Annotated in this window: 19 protein-coding genes; 11 read left to right on the forward strand and 8 right to left on the reverse strand. The window is 68.8% G+C overall.

Features of this window, described 5'->3' with window-relative positions; translation table 11 throughout:
- Nucleotides 1-5: 5 nt before the first annotated feature.
- On the reverse strand, nt 6-608 hold the full coding sequence (locus JL108_RS10545) for a PadR family transcriptional regulator (RefSeq protein ID WP_143914664.1): 603 nt from the start codon (nt 606-608) through the stop codon (nt 6-8).
- 165 nt (nt 609-773) lie between these two features.
- Here JL108_RS10545 and JL108_RS10550 point away from each other — a divergent pair, with 165 nt between their 5' ends.
- Complete coding sequence (locus JL108_RS10550) at nt 774-2,942, forward strand: transglycosylase domain-containing protein (RefSeq protein ID WP_205198238.1); 2,169 nt, start codon at nt 774-776, stop codon at nt 2,940-2,942.
- Between the two features lie 184 nt (nt 2,943-3,126).
- Here JL108_RS10550 and JL108_RS10555 read toward each other — a convergent pair whose 3' ends face one another.
- Together JL108_RS10555 and JL108_RS10560 are read right to left on the reverse strand one after the other, a co-directional pair.
- A complete protein-coding gene (locus tag JL108_RS10555) occupies nt 3,127-4,158 on the reverse strand; it encodes an alanine racemase (RefSeq protein WP_205198239.1) in 1,032 nt (343 codons plus the stop codon).
- Between the two features lie 13 nt (nt 4,159-4,171).
- Nucleotides 4,172-5,293 carry a peptidoglycan bridge formation glycyltransferase FemA/FemB family protein gene (locus JL108_RS10560; protein ID WP_205198240.1) on the reverse strand — a complete coding sequence of 374 codons (1,122 nt, stop codon included), beginning with the start codon at nt 5,291-5,293 and terminating at the stop codon, nt 4,172-4,174.
- 88 nt (nt 5,294-5,381) lie between these two features.
- Between JL108_RS10560 and JL108_RS20480 the strand changes: the two genes are divergently transcribed.
- Nucleotides 5,382-6,263, forward strand: a complete 882-nt coding sequence (locus JL108_RS20480) for a siderophore-interacting protein (RefSeq protein WP_205198241.1) — start codon at nt 5,382-5,384, stop codon at nt 6,261-6,263.
- A gap of 181 nt (nt 6,264-6,444) precedes the next feature.
- Here JL108_RS20480 and JL108_RS10570 read toward each other — a convergent pair whose 3' ends face one another.
- Nucleotides 6,445-7,350: a DUF368 domain-containing protein gene (locus JL108_RS10570; protein ID WP_205198242.1), complete on the reverse strand. Its 906-nt coding sequence runs from the start codon at nt 7,348-7,350 to the stop codon at nt 6,445-6,447.
- Nucleotides 7,351-7,394: 44 nt separating this feature from the next.
- Nucleotides 7,395-8,216, reverse strand: coding sequence for a siderophore-interacting protein (locus JL108_RS10575; protein ID WP_205198243.1), 822 nt, complete (start codon nt 8,214-8,216; stop codon nt 7,395-7,397).
- Nucleotides 8,217-8,471: 255 nt separating this feature from the next.
- Here JL108_RS10575 and JL108_RS10580 point away from each other — a divergent pair, with 255 nt between their 5' ends.
- From JL108_RS10580 to JL108_RS10595, 4 genes are read left to right on the forward strand one after another with little or no spacing between them, the layout of a single operon-like run.
- Nucleotides 8,472-9,530, forward strand: coding sequence for an ABC transporter substrate-binding protein (locus tag JL108_RS10580; protein ID WP_205198244.1), 1,059 nt, complete (start codon nt 8,472-8,474; stop codon nt 9,528-9,530).
- The gene (locus JL108_RS10585; RefSeq protein ID WP_205198245.1) at nt 9,527-10,324 is read left to right on the forward strand and encodes an ABC transporter ATP-binding protein; all 798 of its coding nucleotides are present in this window, start codon (nt 9,527-9,529) and stop codon (nt 10,322-10,324) included. The genes JL108_RS10580 and JL108_RS10585 overlap by 4 nt, the downstream gene beginning before the upstream one ends.
- The gene (locus JL108_RS10590; protein WP_205198246.1) at nt 10,314-11,174 is read left to right on the forward strand and encodes an ABC transporter permease; all 861 of its coding nucleotides are present in this window, start codon (nt 10,314-10,316) and stop codon (nt 11,172-11,174) included. The genes JL108_RS10585 and JL108_RS10590 overlap by 11 nt, the downstream gene beginning before the upstream one ends.
- Nucleotides 11,175-11,194: 20 nt before the next feature.
- Entirely contained in the window at nt 11,195-11,773 is a 579-nt protein-coding gene (locus JL108_RS10595; RefSeq protein ID WP_205198247.1) for a MarR family winged helix-turn-helix transcriptional regulator, read from the forward strand.
- Between the two features lie 14 nt (nt 11,774-11,787).
- Here the strand turns inward: JL108_RS10595 and JL108_RS10600 are convergent, their stop codons facing one another.
- A complete protein-coding gene (locus JL108_RS10600) occupies nt 11,788-12,246 on the reverse strand; it encodes an HNH endonuclease (RefSeq protein WP_240190922.1) in 459 nt (152 codons plus the stop codon).
- A gap of 154 nt (nt 12,247-12,400) precedes the next feature.
- Here JL108_RS10600 and JL108_RS10605 point away from each other — a divergent pair, with 154 nt between their 5' ends.
- From JL108_RS10605 to JL108_RS10615, 3 genes are read left to right on the forward strand one after another with little or no spacing between them, the layout of a single operon-like run.
- Complete coding sequence (locus JL108_RS10605; protein WP_143914925.1) at nt 12,401-13,852, forward strand: circularly permuted type 2 ATP-grasp protein; 1,452 nt, start codon at nt 12,401-12,403, stop codon at nt 13,850-13,852.
- Entirely contained in the window at nt 13,852-14,775 is a 924-nt protein-coding gene (locus JL108_RS10610; RefSeq protein WP_143914916.1) for an alpha-E domain-containing protein, read from the forward strand. Before JL108_RS10605 ends, JL108_RS10610 begins: the two co-directional genes overlap by 1 nt.
- Complete coding sequence (locus JL108_RS10615) at nt 14,772-15,632, forward strand: transglutaminase family protein (RefSeq protein ID WP_205198248.1); 861 nt, start codon at nt 14,772-14,774, stop codon at nt 15,630-15,632. Before JL108_RS10610 ends, JL108_RS10615 begins: the two co-directional genes overlap by 4 nt.
- A gap of 5 nt (nt 15,633-15,637) precedes the next feature.
- Here the strand turns inward: JL108_RS10615 and JL108_RS10620 are convergent, their stop codons facing one another.
- Both JL108_RS10620 and JL108_RS10625 read right to left on the reverse strand, forming a co-directional pair.
- Nucleotides 15,638-16,126 (reverse strand): SRPBCC family protein, encoded by a 489-nt coding sequence (locus JL108_RS10620; RefSeq protein WP_205198249.1) that lies wholly within the window; start codon nt 16,124-16,126, stop codon nt 15,638-15,640.
- A gap of 12 nt (nt 16,127-16,138) precedes the next feature.
- On the reverse strand, nt 16,139-16,714 hold the full coding sequence (locus JL108_RS10625) for an MOSC domain-containing protein (protein ID WP_185973240.1): 576 nt from the start codon (nt 16,712-16,714) through the stop codon (nt 16,139-16,141).
- A gap of 68 nt (nt 16,715-16,782) precedes the next feature.
- On the opposite strand from JL108_RS10625, the gene JL108_RS10630 reads away from it, so the two are divergent.
- Complete coding sequence (locus tag JL108_RS10630; protein WP_205198250.1) at nt 16,783-17,859, forward strand: aldo/keto reductase; 1,077 nt, start codon at nt 16,783-16,785, stop codon at nt 17,857-17,859.
- A gap of 329 nt (nt 17,860-18,188) precedes the next feature.
- Nucleotides 18,189-18,950 (forward strand): ABC transporter ATP-binding protein, encoded by a 762-nt coding sequence (locus JL108_RS10635; RefSeq protein ID WP_205198251.1) that lies wholly within the window; start codon nt 18,189-18,191, stop codon nt 18,948-18,950.

Genomic DNA, 18,950 nt, shown 5'->3' on the forward strand with positions numbered 1-18,950 from the left:
GGTCCTCACTTCTTCTTGTTTCGGGTGGTTTCCCGGCGGCCCGCGGGAGGCAGGTCGCCGTCATTGGTCTGGTCGGCCGCGGCCCGCTCGCGCTCGATCAGCTCGGTGAGCCAGGTGATCTCGCGCTGCACGGACTCCAGGCCGTGACGCTGCAGCTCGGCGGTGTACGCATCCATGCGTTCACGTCCGCGCTGCGCGGCGTTCTTGACCGTGTCGAGCCGCTCCTCCAGGCGGCTGCGCCGCCCCTCGAGGATGCGGACCCGGATCGAGGAGGTGGTCCGCGAGAACAGGGCGAATCGCACGCCGAAGTTCTCGTCGTCCCACGCGCTCGGGCCGGTGTCCTCCAACAGCTCGGCCAGGTGCTCCTTGCCGTCGGCGGTCAGTCGATAGGTGATCTTGGTCCGGCGACCACTGGAGGCGTCCTCGTCGGCGACGATGTATCCCGCGCGCCCCAACTGCTTGAGGCAGGGGTAGAGCGTTCCGTACGACAACAGACGCGTCCAGCCCAGCAGCGCGTTGACCTGCTTGCGCAGCTCGTACCCGTGCATGGGTGAGTCGGCGAGCAGACCGAGCACGGCCAACTCCAAGGCGACTCCACGACGAGACACGATCGACTTCCTTCATTCACTGACGACTGGTTATATCGAAACGATACATCGAGCCGCGACGTTCGTCAGCCTCCCCCCGGGGGTGATTCTTGGAACTTGGGGCGCGACACGGCACACTGGGACGCTGGTGGCGCGTGCCCTGCTGCCGTACGAAGGGATAGGTACGTGGCGACGAATCGCAAGAAGGACTCCCAGAAGCGCGGGCTGTTCCGTCGGATCGGCGGCAACGGCCCGTGGCCGGTCAAGGTCATCCGCTGGCTGCTGTTGTTGGCCGTCCTGGGATTCCTGGCCGGTGCCGCGGCCTTCGCGACGGCCTACGCGGTCGTCAAGATCCCCGACCCCAATGCGGACTTCCAGACGCAGACCACCGACGTCTACTTCTCCGACGGCTCCACGAAGATCGGGTCCTTCGCCACACAGGACCGCATCATGGTCGACTACGACGAGATCGCCGAACCGATGCGGGCGGCCGCCGTCGCCGCCGAGGACCGGACCTTCTGGGACAACCGGGGCATCGACCTGCGCGGCATCGTGCGCGCCCTGCGCGACAACACCTCCAGCGGTGAGATCACCGGCGGCGGTTCCACGATCACGCAGCAGTACGTCAAGATCCTCTACCTCACACAGGACCAGACGTACACGCGCAAGGCCAAAGAGGCGATTCTTTCGATCAAGGTCGATCGGCAGCTCTCCAAGCAGGAGATCCTCGAGGGCTATCTCAACACCATCTACTTCGGAAACGGCGCCTACGGCGTGGAGGTCGCGGCCAATAACTACTTCGGCAAGTCGGCGGCCGAGCTCTCGATTCCCGAGTCCGCCTATCTCGCCACGGTCGTCAACAGCCCGACCTACTACAACCCGTACACCGAGGGCGCGGCCGAGCGCATCCTTCCGCGCTACAACTACGTCCTCGACGGCATGGCCAAGGCCGGTGACATCACCGCCGAGGAGGCGGCCGAGTTCGCCGATCAGCTCCCGGCCTTCCAGGAGCCGAGCGAGAGCAACGACTACCAGGGCCCCAACGGTCACCTGCTGCAGCTCGTCAAGACGCAGATGACCAATCTGCAGTTCACCGACTATGAGATCAACGGCGGTGGCCTGGACATCATCACGACCTTCGACGCGGGCATGCAGAATGCCGCGGTCGAGGCGGTGAACCAGGTTCGTCCGGAGGGTCTCGACGAGCTCAACGAGTCCCTCGTCTCGGTGGAGCCGGGGAGCGGAGCCGTGCGGGCGATGTACGGCGGACCGGACTATCTCGGCGAGGGCGAGCGGGCCAGCCTGAACTGGGCGACCGAGCTGGTGCAGCCGGGCTCGACCTTCAAGGCCTTCGCGGTCGTCGCGGCGCTCGAGAACGGGTACAGCCTGCGCACGCTGCTCAACGGCAACTCGCCGTTGCAGATCGGCAACGACACGATCGTCAACCAGGGCGACAGCGGTGGTCAGTCCTATGGCCGTGTCTCGCTGGACCAGGCCACCGCGAACTCCGTCAACACCGCCTTCGTCGATCTCACCGATCAGATGGAGGAGGGCCCGCAGCGGATCCTCGACGCCGCCAAGCAGTCGGGCATCCCGCAGGCCACCCTCGACCGGATCGAGCCGGTGATCGGTGTCTCGCTGGGCTATGAGGGCGTGCGGCCGGTCGACATGGCGAATGCCTACGCGACCTTCGCGTCCGGCGGCCAGCGTGCCGAGTGGTACGTCATCGAGCGGGTGGTCAACTCCCAGGACGAGCCGCAGTACGAGCACGAGGTGTCCACCAGCCAGGCGATGTCCGAGGGCGTGGCCGGCGACACCGTGCAGGCGCTCCAGTCGGTCGTGCGGCGAGGTTCCGGCACGAGCGCCCAGACGCAGTGCCCCACGGCGGGCAAGACCGGTACCGCGACCGCCACGGACGCCAGCGGCGGTGGCGAGCGGGTGTCGTCCTCCTGGTTCATCGGCATGACGCCCAAGCTCGTGACGGCCGTGACGTTCAGTCGCGGTGTCGGCAATGAGCAGCTTCGTGGGTATCTGAACCCGTTCTTCGGCGGCACCTATCCGGCGCAGACCTTCGGGGCGTTCCAGCGTCAGGTGATCGATCCGAGCGACTGCGGTGAGTTCCCGGCGCCCGGCAATATCCAGGCCTCGCAGGGCCAGCTCTACACCCCGCCGCCGCCTGAGCCGGAACCCGAGCCCGAACCGGAACCCGAGCCCGAACCCGAGCCGGAGCCCGAACCCGAGCCGGAGCCCACCGAGGAGCCCTCACCCGAGCCGGAGGATCCGGGCGACGGCGGCGACGATGGCGGCCCGTCCGTTCCCACGGTTCCGGCCCCGAGCGGCTGGACCCGCGACTGACCCGAGGCTCACCTCGGTGGTCGAGTAGGTGAGTGCGCTCAGCGCGCGAACCGTATCGAGGCCACGTGCGTTGGTGTGATCTCGCTCCGTGACGGCTATGCCCCTCGTGTCACGGCTCCATCGCCACGCGCTCGCCACGCCTACGCGATCGGCGATCTGCCACCTCGGCGGTCGTTGCGGGGCGTCAGTGGCGCAGGATCTGGTCGAAGGTCGCGATCGTGTAACGCACGGCAGCCGGCACGGTATCGCCGATCGCCGGAGCCGTGACATCGGCCGGCAGCAACACCATGCTCGCCTGCATGTGCGGCGGCTCGGCGAACCAGCGCTGCTTGCCGGCGACGGTGAAGGGTGAGAGAGCCCGGCCGGTGGCGGCCAGGCCTCCCTTGGCCAGGGACTTGCCGCGATCGACTGTGCTCGCGACGGCGCGCGGTGCCTCCAGGCCGACTCCATGGCTGGTGCCACCGGCGATGATCAGCACGTGACCGTCACGCGGCACGGGACGCTGGCGGTAGCCGATGCGCTCGCCGCGTTCGACGAAATGCCGGTCGAGGACCGTCGCCCGGACCTCCAGTGCCCCCAGGTCGCCGAGCCACAGCGAGGTGCCGATCCGCGGACGGATCGTCAGCTGAGGCCTGCGTTCGCGCAGCTGGCTCAACTCGACGGGCGTGAGATGGGAGACGAAGAGGGTCGTGGTGTCGAGTCGAGAGGTCTCCAGCACGGCGGCCCATTGCTCGGCCTCGCGCAGATTGCCGCCGGCCATCGGCAGGTGGATCGCGAATCCCTCGACGACCAGCTCGCCGAGCGCCTCGGTGGCGGGGGCGAGCTCATGGCGGTCCAGCCCATGCCGCGACATCGAGGTCTCGCCCTCGACGATCACGCGCGCGCCGGCGTGTTCACCGGCCAGCTGGGCGATGTCCTCGACGCGACCGACCGTGTGGATGACGCGCTCGTCGAGGACGACATCGGTCGTGAACGGTCGCCACGGGGTGAGGACCATGACCGAGCCGTCGAACCGGTCGAGGGCGCCGGGGACCTCGGCATAGGTGCCGACCGCGATCAGGTCGGCACCGAGCTCGCGGCTCTCGTCGGCGAGCAGATCGCGGCCGAGGCCGTACCCGTTGCCCTTGATGACCGGGACCATGCCGGGGGTGGCGTCGGAGATGTGACGCAGGTGGTCGCGCCACCGCTTCTCGTCGAGGTGGAGATCGAATGCCATGGTGTCCTCCCGATCAGCCGCGCCGGCGCAGATAAGCCGTGAAACCGGCGTAGAGCGCGCGGTTCAACGGTAGATCCCATTCGCCGAGATACTCGGTGGCCTCACCGCCGGTGCCGACCTTGAAGCGGATCAGGCCGACGTGCGGGTCGTCCTCGTCGAGGGTCTCGGTGATGCCACGCAGATCGTAGACCGTCGCCCCCCGAGCCATCGCGTCGCGGATCATCTGCCACTGGATCGCATTCGAGCCGCGGACGTCCCGCTTGGCCGAGGTCGATGCGCCGTAGGAGTACCAGGCGTGCTCGCCGACCTGGACGAGTGTCGTGGCGGCGACGAGATCGCCCTCGTGGTGGGCGAGATAGAGACTCAGCCGGTCCGGGTCCTCCCCCGTGAGGGCGTCCCACATGGTCTCGAAGTAGGACAGCGGCCGCGGGGTGAAGTGATCGCGCTCGGCGGTCTCGGCGTAGACCGTGTGGAAGGCGGCGAGATCCTCGCGTCCGCCTCGAGTCACCTCCACGCCCGCCTTCGCCGCCTTGCGGATGTTGCGGCGCCACTGCTGGTTCATGCCGGCGAGGAGGTCCTCCTCGGTGCGTCCCGCGAGCGGGATCTGGAAGTTGTACTTCGGCTGGCCGGCGGCGAACCCGCCGTCGGTCGACAGTTCGCGCCAGCCGAGTGAGCGCAGCCGGTCGGCGATCGCCAGTGCCTCGGTGTCCTGCTCGTCGGCCGGCACATCGCTCAGCTGGGCGAGCACGGGATCGGCCAGGGCGGCCTTGATGGTGGCTGCGGACCAGCGGCGGGTGACGACCGGCGGTCCCATGCGGATACCGAAGGCGCCTTGGGACTTCAGATAGGCGGCCAGCGCCGAGAGCGCGTCGTCGAGCTCGCCGCCGGTCCAGTCGAGATCGGGACCCTCGGGTAGATAGGCCAGGTACCGCTTGAGCTTGGGCAGCTGACGGTAGAGGACGAGGCCGGCACCGACGAGCTCGCCGCCGGCGAACCAGCCGAGGGACTCGCCGCGCCACTCGCTCTTGACGGTCGCCCACGCGGGGGTCTGCAGGAAGCTGACGGACCGCCGGCTCGCGATGAAGGCGAGGTGGTCGTCGGTCGGGATCGCGCGCACCTGGAGAGAGGACTTCACCCGTCCGAGGCTACCGGCCCGGCGGCTGACATCGGCCGCGAGCGGGCCCCGCTTGATCCGTCAGGCCATCGTGCTTAGGCTTACCTAAGTGAACTCCTATCGCGCCGTCGTGCGGGGCCGGCGACAGCTCAGCCCGCATCTGGTGACCATCACGCTCGGTGGTCTCGACGGATGGGTCTCGACCGGTGTCCCCGACGAGTACGTCCGGGTCTTCATCGCCCTGCCGGGGCACGAGCTCGTCCTGCCGATCATGGGCGGACAGCGAGGCTGGAGCTTCCCCGAGGACGTCACGCCCCCGGAGCCGCGCGTCTACACGATCTCCGATCACCGCATCGTCGACGGTGATGTACAGATCGATCTGGACATCGCCGTGCACGACACCGGACTCGGTTCGGACTGGGCCCGCACGTGCGTGGTCGGCGACGAGGTCGCCGTGATCGACCCGCACGGCTTGTACAAGCCGCGCGCGGACGTGGGCTGGCAGCTGCTCGTCTGTGACATCACCGGCGTCCCCGCGCTGGCCCGGATCCTGCGTGAGGCGGAGCCCGGCCGGCGTATCGAGGCCCACGTCGTGCTCACCGATGCCGCCGACGAGATCGCCTTGCCCAGTGCGGCCGATCTCGACGTCACCTGGCAGGTGGTGGCCGATGAGACGCGCATCGGCGACGCGCTCGTCGCGGCCGTCTGCGAGCGGGAGCTCCCCGAGGAGGACCGCTATGTCTGGCTCGCGGGCGAGGCGGCGGCGAGCCGGGCGGTGCGCAAGCGCCTGCGCCGCGAGCTCGGCTGGCCCCAGTCGGACTTCTACACCTGCGGATACTGGCAGTTCGATGCCGAGGCCTGGAATGCCCGCTATGCCGCGGTGGCCGATGAGGTCACGGCCGAGGCGATCGCCGCCTATGAGCGCGCCGCCGGTGACGAGGGTCGCTATCTCGACGATCTCGAGGACATCTACGAGCGCGCCGGCCTTTAGCCGCTCACCCCGCGTTGGGCGGTGAGTCATCCCATACCGCGTCGCCGGGCGGTGAGTTAGCGTCCTTTCTCCCTTGGTTAGCGGTGAGTAGGCGTCCTTCCGCGCGTGAGAAAGGACGCTGAGGCACCGCTCGCCCGGGCGGAAGGACGCCTACTCACCGCCCACGGGTCCGGTCGCTGCTCTAGGTGGTGACGGCACGCCGACGGTGCACCAGCGCCTCGGCGATCAGCAGGGTCAGCACCAGCGCGGCGCCGATGGCGAAGAGCGTCATCGGCATCGTCAGCGATCCGCTGGGGGCGAGAAGCGCCGACTCATCGGTCTGCCACGGCCAGAGCGCGCGCAACGAGCCCGCCATCAGCCCGGTCATGATGGCCAGCGTGATGCGCCGGTGCACGCGCAGCAGCCAGCGCAGCACCTGGACGAATCCGCCGAGTCCGATGACGGCACCCAGGCCGAACACGGCGATGTAGGCGAGGTCGCGGTCGTTGAGCGCGTCGAGAGTGGGCGCGTAGAGCCCGAGCACCAGCAGGATGAAGGAGCCGGAGAGACCGGGCATCACGAGGGCGCAGATCGCGACCGCGGCTGCCAAGCCCACGATCCACAGCGGCGGGTCCTCGATCGTCGCGGGCGGGATGCCGGTGACGAGGAAGGCGGCCACGGCGGCGAGCACCGCCAGCGTCACCTCCCGGCCTCGCCATCGTCCGCCCACCATGCGCGCGGGCACGGCGATCGAGATCAGGATGAGACCGGCGAAGAAAGCCCGCGCCTCGACCGGGTGGTCCTCGATGACCGGAGCCAGCAGACGGGCGGCGGTGATGACGGCGACGGCCATGCCGACGACCACCGGCAGCACGATTCCCCACTGGACGGCGCTGAGGTCATGCCGGGCGCGTGCGGTTCCGCGACCGCGGATCGGGTCGGCCACGAGGCGCATGAGACCCCGGGCGAGGTGGCCGGCGGAGTCGATGAGGGTCTCGTACAGTCCGATGATCAGGGCCACGGTGCCGCCGCTGACACCGGGCACGATCTCGACGAGGCCGATGAATCCGCCGCGGACGACGTCGAGCAGGGTTCGAGTAGGACGCACGGGGCACCAGCCTACGGCCGCGCGCCAGCCGTGGGCGGAGCGTGTCAGCCGACCCGCTGGTGGCGCGGGAGCTTCCAATAGCTGCAGAAGCTGATCTGACCGGTGGAGAGTCCGCGCCCCACGAGATCGCGGCGGGCGCTGGAGACGAGTCCCTGTTCGCCCGCGAGCCACGCATGCCCGGGGACGCTGGCCGAGCCGACCGCGGCCAGCGCGGCCTGGCCGACGGGTGCGTCGTGACCACGGACGAGGTAGCGCACCTCCACCCCCTCCGGGGCGTCCACCTCGAGCCGGTCGTCGGCATCGGCGACCTCGCAGACGGCGAGGCCCCGTGCCGACCCCGGAAGCGACGAGAGGATGCCGCTCATCGCCGGGAGCCCGGTCTCGTCGGTCGCGAGAAGCACATCGTCGACGCCGCGTTCGGGATTGAAGCCGATCCCCTCGTCGATGATCGCCAGTCGGTCGCCCGGTGAGCAGCGGGCGGCCCACGCGGCGGCGCTCTGTGTCGGATCGTCGGTGGGTCCGTGCACGACGAAGTCGATGTCGATCTGAGGTCCGTGGGTGCTGAGCGCACGGTGGGCGCGCACGGTGTAGTTGCGCATCAGCGGGCGATCGCTCATGGCCAGATAACGCAGGTACCCCAGGGTCTCGTTGGCCTTGGCGGGGATGCGGTCGAGGGCTCCGGTATCGCCGGTGGGGAGGAACAGCCGGAACCACTGGTCGAAGCCCATCGGGGTGAAACGGTCGATATCGCCGCCGCCCACGGTGACCCGGTGGAAATGCGGACTGAGCCGGGTCGTGCGCAGCACCTGCAGGTGCAGCAGTGTTCGTTGCGCCGGCTTGACCATCGCACTCGCGCGAGCTGCCATGGGACCTCCTTGGTTACTCACATAGTAAGGCAAGCCTTCCCTTCCAAAGTGTGACTCGTGTCTCATGATGTGGCGACCCGACTCGACATCACTTAGCACTAAGTGTCTTATAGGAAAGCAATTAACTGCCAAGCAATCGTCCCCGCGGACGAACGCGAGCACCGTGGCTGATGGCCTCCAGACCGGTCCCGCCGGGGAGGCCCGGTCTGGTCCACCCCACGGGTGGACCTGGGGTCGAGATCGAAGGAGAGCAACGTGAGTGGCGAGCCGAGACGACGATGGACCGCAGTCGCACTGGGGGTGGTGGCACTACTGATGCTGTCGGCGTGCGGCTCAGGAAGTGAGCCGCAGACCGATGCCGAGGGTCGCGAGACCGTGAAGATCCGCACCGATGTCTACTACTCCGGTGCGGTGCTTCCGCTGGTCGCCGGCGTCGAGACCGGCATCTTCGAGAAGCACGACCTGAACGTCGAACTCAATGAGGGCAAGGAGTCGGCGACGACGATCCAGACGGTCGGCAACGGATCGGACGATATCGGCTATGTGGACGCCGGCAGCCTCGTCCAGTCGGCGGCCCAGGGCATCGACGTGCGGATGGTCGCGGGCATGGTCCAGGACTCCTCGCTCGCGCTCTACGCCCTCGAGGAGTCGGGCATCGCCTCCCCGGAGGACCTCGAAGGCAAGACCGCCGGCTACACGCCCGGTTCCGCCGCCGAGCGGATCTTCCCGGCGTACGCCGAGGCCGCGGGCATCGATGAGGCCTCCGTGCAGTTCCGCAATGTCGACATCCCGACCCGCACCGAGCTGTTCATGGCCGGTCAGACCGACTTCACCTTCGGCCTGCTGAACGTCAGCGGACCGAATATCGGGCTCAAGTGCGACTGCGACCCCATCGTCATGCCCTACAGCGAGGAGGGCATCCACATGCTCAGCTCGGGCATCGTCGCCGGATCGGACTTCCTGGAGGACCGGCCCGAGACCATGGAGCGCTTCCTGGCCGCGCTGACCGAGGCGGTCGAGTGGACGAATGCGAACACCGAGGAGGCGGTCGAGGCCTTCTACGCCTACGCCCCCGACAGCACGGTCGACCGCGGGGTCCTGGCCGAGCAGTGGGGCATCTCGATGGAGCTCGCGTACACCGAGTCCACCGACGGCCAGCCCTTCGGCTGCATGTCGAAGGAGGACTGGACCTCGACGATCGAGCTGATGGAGACCTACGGCGGAGTGGACGAAGGCCGGGTGGCGGTCGAGGACATCGCCGACAACGGGTTCCTGCCGGAATCCTGCACCGACGAGCTGGGAGCTGACTCATGACGGCCGCGGTGCGCGAGGAGCCGTTCATCCGGTTCCGCGATGTCGAGAAGTCCTTCTCCACCAAGAACGGCACCGTCACCGCCGTCGAGCGGCTGTCGCTCGACATCGCCGAAGGGGAGTTCCTCGCGATCGTGGGACCCAGCGGCTGCGGCAAGAGCACCCTGCTGATGGCGCTCGCCGGCCTGACCCAGCCCACCTCGGGCTCGATCGATGTCGGCGACGAGCGGGTCGACGGTCCGATGACCAGCGCGGGCATCGTCTTCCAGAGCGCTGAGCTCCTCAGCTGGCGGACGGCGCTGGAGAACATCCTGCTCCAGGCCGAGATCCGCAAGCTCGACAAGAACGCCTACCGCGAGCGGGCCCTGCAACTGCTGTCCGACGTGGGACTGGAGGGCTTCGCCGACCACTACCCCGACGAGCTCTCCGGAGGCATGCAGCAGCGGGTCGCCCTGTGCCGTGCGTTGCTGCACGAGCCGAGCATGGTGCTCATGGACGAGCCGCTGGGGGCGCTCGACGCGATCACCCGCGACCAGGTCCAACTGGATCTGCAGCATCTCTGGCTCACGGTGCGCAGCACCGTCGTCCTCATCACCCACAGCATCGAGGAGGCCGTCTTCCTCGCCGACCGCGTCGTGGTGCTGAGCCCTCGACCGGCGAGCATCGCCGCCGACCTGACGATCGACCTGCCCCGCCCGCGGCACATCGCCGACCGGGGCTCGGAGGAGTTCCGTGGTCACGTGAACGCGATCCGTGACGAGTTCTCGCGACTGGGGGTGTTCGGCGATGACGAGTGAACAGACGGTCACCGCGCCCTCCACCGCGCGACCGACCACGACCCGTGACGGCGTGATCCAGGCGAAGCTCGCGGGGGCGGCACGTCGCTGGCTTCCGAGCACGACCCTGCTCGTGCTGCTGGTCGGTGCCTGGCAGATCGCCTCGTCGACCGGGCTCGTCGAGGAATACGTGCTGCCGGCGCCGTTCACCATCGTGGAGTCGATGGTCGTCGACGCCTCGCGCTACTGGGAGGCGTCCGTGCCGACGCTCTGGGCGATCGTGCTCGGCTTCGTGCTGTCGGTCCTGGTGGCCGTGCCCATCGCGATCGGGATGGTCTACAGCCCGCTCTTCGAGCGCGCCCTCTATCCGCTGCTGGTCCTGTCGCAGGTGGTGCCGAAGGTCGCCATCGCGCCGCTGTTCATCATCTGGTTCGGCTTCGGCGATCCGCCGAAGATCCTCATGGTGGTGCTGATCAGCTTCTTCCCGCTCGTGATCGACGCCGCCGTGGGCTTCCACGCCGCTCGTCCCGAGAGCCTCATGCTCGTGCGCTCGATGGGCGCGAGCCGCTGGCAGGCGTTCTGGAAGATCCGCTTCCCATGGGCGCTGCCGAGCATCTTCGCCGGGGCGAAGGTCGCGATCACGCTCGCGGTCGTCGGCGCGGTCGTGGCGGAGTTCGTCGGAGCCGATCGGGGCCTGGGGGTGCTCATCACCCAGGCGCGCGGGAACCTGGACACTGTGACCGTGTTCGCCGGTATCGGCTACCTGTCGGCGCTGGGTCTGGTGCTCTTCGCGATCATCGGCCTGCTCGAGCGGCTGCTGGTGCGCGGCAGCCGGAGCGGACGCTCGTTCGAGGCGGCCGGCGGACTGTGAGCGAGGAGAAGGGCGTTGACGTGAGCGAGACACCGGCCCAGGCGGCGGACCGACCCGACAAGGTCGACGAGGTGGTGCGGGACTGGGAGCGTGAACGTCCCGACCTGCCGCCGTTGTCGGCGATGGGGGTCTTCGGCCGGCTCTCGCGCATCGTCACGCGGCAACGCGCGATCTTCAACGCCCGCCACGAGGCGGCCGGGTTGTCGCTGGGCTCCTTCGACGTGCTCGCGAACCTCCGGCGCTCGGGCGCCTCGGCTCGCAAGACCGCCACCGAGCTGGCCGAGTCGTCCATGCTCACCAGCGGCGGGATCTCGCTGCGGCTGGACCGGATGCAGGCCGATGGCCTGATCGAGCGCAACCGCGACGCGCGGGACCGGCGAGTCGTCCACGTCTCGCTGTCGGAGCGGGGTCGCGACCTCATCGATGCCGTCTACGGACAGCACGTGCTGGCGCAGTCGACGCTGCTGGCCGACCTTGATGAGGAGGAGCTGGGGCTGCTCGATCGCCTGCTGCGCAAGATCGAGGAGTCGATCGATCGCCACGCGGACACCGCGCGGGAGCTGCCCGTCCACGCACCGGAGGCGGCGGAACGAGGCTGAGAGGGCCCGCCGGGTCAGCTGGGCAGTGCCCGGCGCGGCTCGGCGGGCACGATCAGCAGCAGCATCCCGGCCTCCTCGGGGGTCCGATCGGCCTTGCGGTGGTTGCAGCGCAGGCACGCCGCGACGGCGTTCTCCCACGACAGCGTGCCGCCGCGCGATCGGGGGAGGACGTGATCGACCGTCTCGGCACGGCCGCCGCAGTAGGCGCAGCGCTGGCGGTCGCGGGCCTTGATCGCGGTCTTGGTGCATAGCCGCCCGGGACGGTGCATCCACGCGGTGACGACATAGCGCACGAGTCGCAGCACCGTGGGGCGGGGGAAGGGGCCGAAGCTCGTGTCATCGGACTCCTCGATGACGGCGACCTCGCGGACGAGCATCTTGATGGCGTGCCGCAGGGAGACGCGTTGCAGTGGCTCGTAACTCGCGTTGAGCACCAGCACATCGCCCATCTGCGTACCCTTTCCGCTACGCATCGTAACCGCTCGGTGCTGACGGGAGGCATCGTCGACATGAACGAGTCACCCGGAATCCGCTCGAAAAGTGTTCGACACGAATCCCCCCTAGGGTGGGGACGTGACGGACGGACGACTCTTCGACGGGTATGGACCCCTCGCCGGATATGACGAGATGTTCACCGCCACCGGTCTGCGTGAGCTCTACGCCGGCATCGCGGAGGCCTTCGGCGAGATGGGCACCGAGGACGTACGCCAGCGGGCCGACTCCCTGGCCTCCTCCTATCTGGAGCAGGGGATCACCTTCGGCGTGGCGGGGGAGGAACGACCCTTCCCCCTCGACATCGTCCCGCGCATCATCGAGGCCGAGGCGTGGGAGACCGTCGACGCCGGAGTCCAGCAACGGGTCAAGGCGCTGGAGGCCTTCCTCGCGGACGCGTACGGCCCCGGCGAGCTGTTCAGCGACGGGGTGGTGCCCCGCGAGACGGTCATGACCTCCCCGCACTATCACCGGGTCGTCGCCGGCGTGGATCCGGCGAACGGCGTGCGCGTCCACGTGGCGGGGGTCGACCTCATCCGCGACGAGGGCGGCGAGTTCCGGGTGCTGGAGGACAACGTCCGGGTTCCCTCCGGTGTCTCCTATGTGATGACCAACCGCCGCGCGATGTCCGCGGCGCTGCCCGAGGTCTTCGCCGATCACCGCATCCGGCCGGTCGCCCGCTACTCCCGGGCCCTGCTGCACGCCCTGCGCGCCGCCGCGCCGGCGGGCGTCAACGATCCCACGGTCGTCGTGCTGACCCCCGGCGTCTACAACTCGGCCTACTTCGAGCACACGCTGCTCGCTCGCACGATGGGCGTCGAGCTGGTCGAGGGCCGCGACCTCGTCTGCCACGCGGGACGCGTCATGATGCGCACCACCGCGGGGCTCGCGCCGGTCCACGTCATCTATCGGCGGATCGACGACGAGTTCCTCGACCCCGTGCAGTTCCGGGCCGACTCCGCGCTGGGGGTCCCCGGTCTCATCAACGCGGCGCGCGCGGGCAATGTGACGATCGCCAATGCGGTCGGCAACGGGGTCGCCGACGACAAGCTGCTCTACACCTATGTGCCCGATCTGATCCGCTACTACCTCGGCCAGGAGCCGATCCTCCGCAATGTCGACACCTGGCGCCTCGGCGACGCGGACCAGCGCGAGGAGGTCCTCGACCGCCTCGGCGAGCTGGTGCTCAAACCCGTCGACGGTTCGGGCGGCAAGGGCATCGTCATCGGCCCGGCGGCGAGCCCCGCCGAGTTGGACGAGGTCCGCGGCAAGATCCTCGCCGACCCCCGCGACTGGATCGCGCAGCCGGTGGTGTCGTTGTCGACGGTCCCGACCCTCGTGGAGGACGGCATCCGGCCCCGCCACGTGGACCTGCGGCCGTTCGCGGTGAACGACGGCGACGAGGTGTGGGTGCTGCCCGGTGGCCTGACGCGCGTGGCCCTTCCCGAGGGCGAGCTCATCGTCAACTCCTCGCGCGGCGGGGGCTCCAAGGACACCTGGATCCTCGCCCGCGACGCCGAATCGGCCGAGGCCGAGGAGACCGAGCTGCTGCTCGAGGAGCAGTCCCAGTCCGGAGGTGACGTGTGATGCTCAGCCGGATCGCGGAGTCGCTGTTCTGGATCGGCCGCTATGTCGAGCGCGCCGACGACACCGCCCGCCTCCTGGACGTGCAGATGCAGGTACTCGTCGAGGACCCGGGCCTCGACGAGGTCGCCGTGTGCGACCAGCTGCTCACCGTGATGGGCATCGAGGACTTCGACGGTGTGCCCAACCGATGGTCGATCCTCAAGCTCCTGGCCCTGGACGCGTCCTCGACCTCCTCGATCGTGGCCGTCATCGGCGGCTTGCGCGAGGCCGCGCGCAGCACTCGTGAGACCATCTCCACCGACATCTGGTCGGCGATCAACGCCACCTGGCAGGGCGTGCCGATGGCCACGTCGATGCGACCGCCGGAGATGTTCGCGTGGGTGCGTGGCCGGACCGCCATGATCACCGGTATCGCGGAGGACACCATGCCGCGCGACCAGGGCTGGTACTTCTACAGCCTCGGGCGCAGCCTGGAACGCGCCGACATGACGGCTCGCATCCTCGCTGCCGCGGCGAGCAGCGGGGCTCAGGTCGCCTGGTCGAATACCCTGCGAGCGTGCAGCGGCTACGAGAGCTTCATCCGGACCTATCGCGGCATCGAGGCCGATCGTGCGGCGGCGGAGTACATGCTGCTGGACCGCTGGTTCCCGCGCTCGGTCGTCTCGGCGTTGATGGAGGCGGAACTGGCCCTCGAGAGGCTCGAGCGCAGCGGCCGTCGCGCCGGATTCGCCGACGAGGCGCAACGGCTCCTGGGGCGGGCCCGCACCGAGCTGGAGTACCGGCCGCTCGGCGAGATCATGGACAACCTGCCCTTCGAGATGGAGCGGATACAGCGTTCCTGCGGTACGGCCAGCGACGCGCTGACGTCGCGGTACTTCGCCCAGGAGGAATGGCACGAGTGGTCCGGGAGGGTGTCGCTATGAGTGGTGCCGACACGATGCAGTGGCGCGTCCGTCACGTCACGAGCCACCGCTATGCCGAGTCCTCGGCGGCGACGTACAGCGAGGCACGCCTGATTCCGCTGACCACCGGCGATCAGGTGGTGCTCCGGTCGCGGGTCGAGGTCGACCCGAGCGCGTGGTCACAGGAGTACCGCGACTACTGGGGCACCACGGTCACCGCCTTCGAGGTCACCGAGGAGCATGAGGTGCTGACCGTCTCGGCGACCTCGGTCGTCGACACGGGACCGGTCGATACCGGCTCGGTCGACGCGATCGGATGGGAGGGTCTGGCCGACCCCGATCTGCGCGATCGGCACTGTGAGTACCTCGCCCCCAGTGAGGTCACCGACCCCGATGCGGGCCTCGCATCCCGGTTGCTGGATATCCGGGAGGCTTCGGGCTCGCCGGCCGAGTACGTGCATGCGGTGGGCGAGATCGTGCGGACCGAGGTGCAGCGGCTCGGCGCACCGACCCATGTCTCGTCGACCGCGCGTGAGGTGTGGGAGGCGCGTGCGGGGGTGGTGCACGATCTGGTGCACGTGGTCCTCGGCGCGCTGCGCCAGGCCGGGATTCCCGCTCGCTTCGTCTCCGGATATGTCCATGCCGATGATGATCCGCCGGTCGGCGAGACGTTCACCTCGGAGCCGTGCGCGTGGGTGCAGTGGTGGGACGGTGACTGGACAGGCTACGACGTGCTCGAGGACGGCGCGATCGGCCCGCGGCACGTGGCCCTCGGCATCGGACGGGAGTTCGCCGATGTGCCGCCGCTGCGGGGCATCTATGCGACCGGTGGGTCCGTCGACTCGATCGTCGAGGTCGAGCTCACCCGTCTCGCCTGAGCCGGTCAGTCGGTCTCGCGCGAGGCTCGCGCGGCGTCGAGCACTACCGGGTCGGTGCATCCGCGCGCGAAGCCGCGGATACGCCGGTCGATGTCGCGTTGCAGGATCACGCTGCCGATGCGTTCGGCCAGCGGAGCGAGCCACCGTGGCCGGCAGGTGAAGTTGTACCGCCAGACGGCGATCGTCCGTCCGGGCGTGTCCTCGGTGAACCGCCAGCCGGCGCCGAGCTTGGCGAAGAACCACGGTCCGGTGACCATCTTCATGCCGACGGTCGACGGGGGGCGGTAGGAGACGTACTCGCTGATCATGCGGAAGCCGAGCCGGTGGACGGTGAGGGTCTGCACGCCGGTCCCCGGGTCGGTGGCGTCGCCGACGAAGCGTTGGCGGCGGATGAACGGGTCCCACCGCAGCCTTGCCTCGCCGGTGGTCTGCGACACGGCGAAGGCGATGTCCGGGCTGACGGGGACGAGGACCTTCGACTCGACGACGGGCATGAATGCTCCTGTCTACTGGCTTGCCTGCATGGCGGCCGCTTGGCTGACGCGGCGGTGGAGCTCGTCGCGTTCCAGGTCGCGGGAGGCGGTGAGCCGGGCAGGACCGAGTCGCAGGCTGGCGTCGGTGAGGGGTTCGCAGCGGATCCCCGCGCGTCCGCGGAAGGCCTGGTGGGCGCCGGGCGCGTACATCTCGTTCATCCAGGCGCAGGGGTTGGCGGGGGTGATCGATCGGAAGCGTGCGATGCCGTCGGGGGTGTCGAGGGCGAACTCGGTGCGGACGAGCGCATCGACGTCGAGTCCTCGGGTGATGACATTGCGGCGGGCGAGGAGCGGGTCGAAGGGGCCGGAGTCGAGGTGCTCGGCGAGCCAGTCGACGGATTCTTCGGCGATGAAGGTGATCGCCGCATAGGGGAATCCGGCGTTGAAGTAGCGGTCTCCCACGACGCCGAGTCCCGCACGGATGTCGATCCGGGTGGGGTGCTCGTCACCGTCGTAGGGTTCGGGGCCGTCGGCCGGGCGGCCTTGGAAGCGGCGTCGGGGCGATACGACGAAGCCGACGATCTCCAGGTCGGTGGGCGCCACGCTCATGGGTCGAGCCTATCCGTGGAACCTCTGAGGTCGTGTCCGGTCGGTTGGATCGCTCTAGGCTCGGGTGTATGAGCGATGAGGTCTGGTACTCCGATCCGGTTCCCGAGACGCATCGGCCGTGGCAGGCCGCCGAGGATCGCTATCGTCATCGGCCCTATCGGCGGGTGGGTCGGTCGGGTCTGCTGTTGCCGCCGGTGTCGTTGGGGCTCTGGTACAACTTCGGCGACAACCGGACCTTCGACGACATGCGAGCGGTGCTGCGCCGCGCCTTCGATCTGGGCATCACGCATCTGGACCTGGCGAACAATTACGGGCCGCCGTACGGGAGCGCGGAGGAGAACTTCGGCCGGATGATGCGCGGCGATTTCGGCCCCTACCGTGACGAGCTGGTGATCTCGACCAAGGCGGGTTGGGACATGTGGCCGGGCCCGCACGGGTTCCTGGGTTCGCGCAAGTACCTGCTGTCGAGCCTGGACGCGTCGCTGCAGCGGATGAGCCTGGACTATGTCGACATCTTCTATTCGCACCGCGCGGACTCCGCGACACCGCTGGAGGAGACGATCGGGGCGATCGACACGGCGATCCGCCAGGGCAAGGCGCTCTACGGCGGCATCTCCTCGTATTCGCCGGAGCGGACGCGCGATGCGGCGCAGATCGCCCGCGACCTGGGGACGCCGCTGGTCATCCATCAGCCGGCGTATTCGATGGTGAACCGGTGGGTGGAGGATGAGCTGCTGGACACCCTGGACGACGTGGGGATGGGGTCGATCGCGTTCACGGTGCTCGCGCAGGGGCTGCTGAGCGATCGGTATGTCGGCGAGGGCGCTGTCGAACGTGCGACGGAGCGTCCGTCCTTCGACGAGTCGGTCGTGGAGCGCAATCAGGATCGTCTGCGCGGTCTCGCGGAGCTGGCCGGGGATCGAGGTCAGTCGCTGACGCAGCTGGCGATCTCCTGGGCCCTGCGTCCTGGCGGGGTGACCTCCGCGCTGGTGGGCGCGTCCCGTCCGGAGCAGCTCGACGAGAATGCGGCCGCGGCGGATCGTACCAATTTCACCGATGACGAGCTCGCTCGTATCGACGAGCTGGTGGGCCACGGCAATGACGACGCGATCGATCTCTGGAACACCTCGACCGTGATCGAGTGATCTCAGGGCCGCCATCCCCACACACGCGGGGATGATCCGTGCGGCACGTACAGCGGGCCGCCGTCGATGAGGTGCTCTCGCGCGAGCGGGAATGGTCCGCAGGGCGGCGGGCCACGAGAGATGTGTCTCTGCGGTTGCCGGGACTACCGCGGAATCACATCTTTCGTCCGCTGTGCACCAAGGATGTGCTTCGGTGGTCGCCAGGGCAACCGCAGAATCACATCCTGCGTCCGCCGCTCCTCGCTCCGGGTCCCCTGAGTGACTCTCAGGGTTGTCTCAGGGCAGAACCCGAGTGACGGGAACCGGCCCTGATTTCTAGGCTGTGGGACATGACCACCACCACCGTGGCCGCTCAGGCCCGCGACCTCGTCAAGATCTACGGCAAGAACGACGCCGAGGTGCACGCCCTCGACGGTGTCACCCTCGACATCCTCGATGGCGAGTTCACTGCTGTCATGGGACCGTCCGGCTCCGGCAAGTCGACCCTCATGCACTGCATGGCTGCTCTGGACGCGCCATCCGCGGGATCGGTCGTCATCGGTGACACCGAGCTCGCCGCACTGAAGGACAAGGACCTCACACGTCTGCGTCGCGATCGGATCGGCTTCGTGTTCCAGGCGTTCAACCTGGTCCCGACGCTGACAGCCGAGGAGAACATCCTCCTGCCGCTATCCATCGCCGGCCGCAAGCCCGATGACGACTGGTACCGCCAGGTCATCGAGGCCGTCGGACTGGCCGACCGGCTCAAGCACCGTCCGAACGAGATGTCCGGCGGCCAGCAGCAGCGCGTCGCCTGTGCCCGCGCGCTCGTCGGCCGGCCCTCGATCGTGTTCGCCGACGAGCCCACCGGCAACCTCGACAGCACGTCCGGGGCCGAGGTGCTCGGCTTCCTGCGCCGCAGCGTCGACGAGTTCGGCCAGACGATCGTCATGGTGACGCACGATCCCGTCGCCGCCTCGTACACCGACCGGGTCGTCTTCCTCGCCGACGGCGTCGTCGTCGACGAGCTGCGCAAGCCGACGGCCGAGACCGTCCTGGAGCGGATGACGGCCCTGCAGCAGCGCGCGATGAGCGCATCGCAGGAGGGCTGA

It is taken from the genome of Aeromicrobium sp. YIM 150415, assembly GCF_016918125.1.
In the GTDB taxonomy this organism is placed as follows: domain Bacteria; phylum Actinomycetota; class Actinomycetes; order Propionibacteriales; family Nocardioidaceae; genus Aeromicrobium; species Aeromicrobium piscarium.

What these genes read in the sequence shown, in the direction of transcription:
- JL108_RS10555 (WP_205198239.1), bottom strand. Translation starts at nt 4,158, where the DNA reads ATGGCATTCGATCTCCACCTCGACGAGAAGCGGTGGCGCGACCACCTG.
- JL108_RS10575 (WP_205198243.1), bottom strand. Translation starts at nt 8,216, where the DNA reads ATGGCAGCTCGCGCGAGTGCGATGGTCAAGCCGGCGCAACGAACACTG.
- JL108_RS10585 (WP_205198245.1), top strand. Translation starts at nt 9,527, where the DNA reads ATGACGGCCGCGGTGCGCGAGGAGCCGTTCATCCGGTTCCGCGATGTC.
- JL108_RS10590 (WP_205198246.1), top strand. Translation starts at nt 10,314, where the DNA reads ATGACGAGTGAACAGACGGTCACCGCGCCCTCCACCGCGCGACCGACC.
- JL108_RS10600 (WP_240190922.1), bottom strand. Translation starts at nt 12,246, where the DNA reads ATGCGTAGCGGAAAGGGTACGCAGATGGGCGATGTGCTGGTGCTCAAC.
- JL108_RS10605 (WP_143914925.1), top strand. Translation starts at nt 12,401, where the DNA reads ATGTTCACCGCCACCGGTCTGCGTGAGCTCTACGCCGGCATCGCGGAG.
- JL108_RS10610 (WP_143914916.1), top strand. Translation starts at nt 13,852, where the DNA reads ATGCTCAGCCGGATCGCGGAGTCGCTGTTCTGGATCGGCCGCTATGTC.
- JL108_RS10615 (WP_205198248.1), top strand. Translation starts at nt 14,772, where the DNA reads ATGAGTGGTGCCGACACGATGCAGTGGCGCGTCCGTCACGTCACGAGC.
- JL108_RS10620 (WP_205198249.1), bottom strand. Translation starts at nt 16,126, where the DNA reads ATGCCCGTCGTCGAGTCGAAGGTCCTCGTCCCCGTCAGCCCGGACATC.
- JL108_RS10625 (WP_185973240.1), bottom strand. Translation starts at nt 16,714, where the DNA reads ATGAGCGTGGCGCCCACCGACCTGGAGATCGTCGGCTTCGTCGTATCG.
- JL108_RS10630 (WP_205198250.1), top strand. Translation starts at nt 16,783, where the DNA reads ATGAGCGATGAGGTCTGGTACTCCGATCCGGTTCCCGAGACGCATCGG.
- JL108_RS10635 (WP_205198251.1), top strand. Translation starts at nt 18,189, where the DNA reads ATGACCACCACCACCGTGGCCGCTCAGGCCCGCGACCTCGTCAAGATC.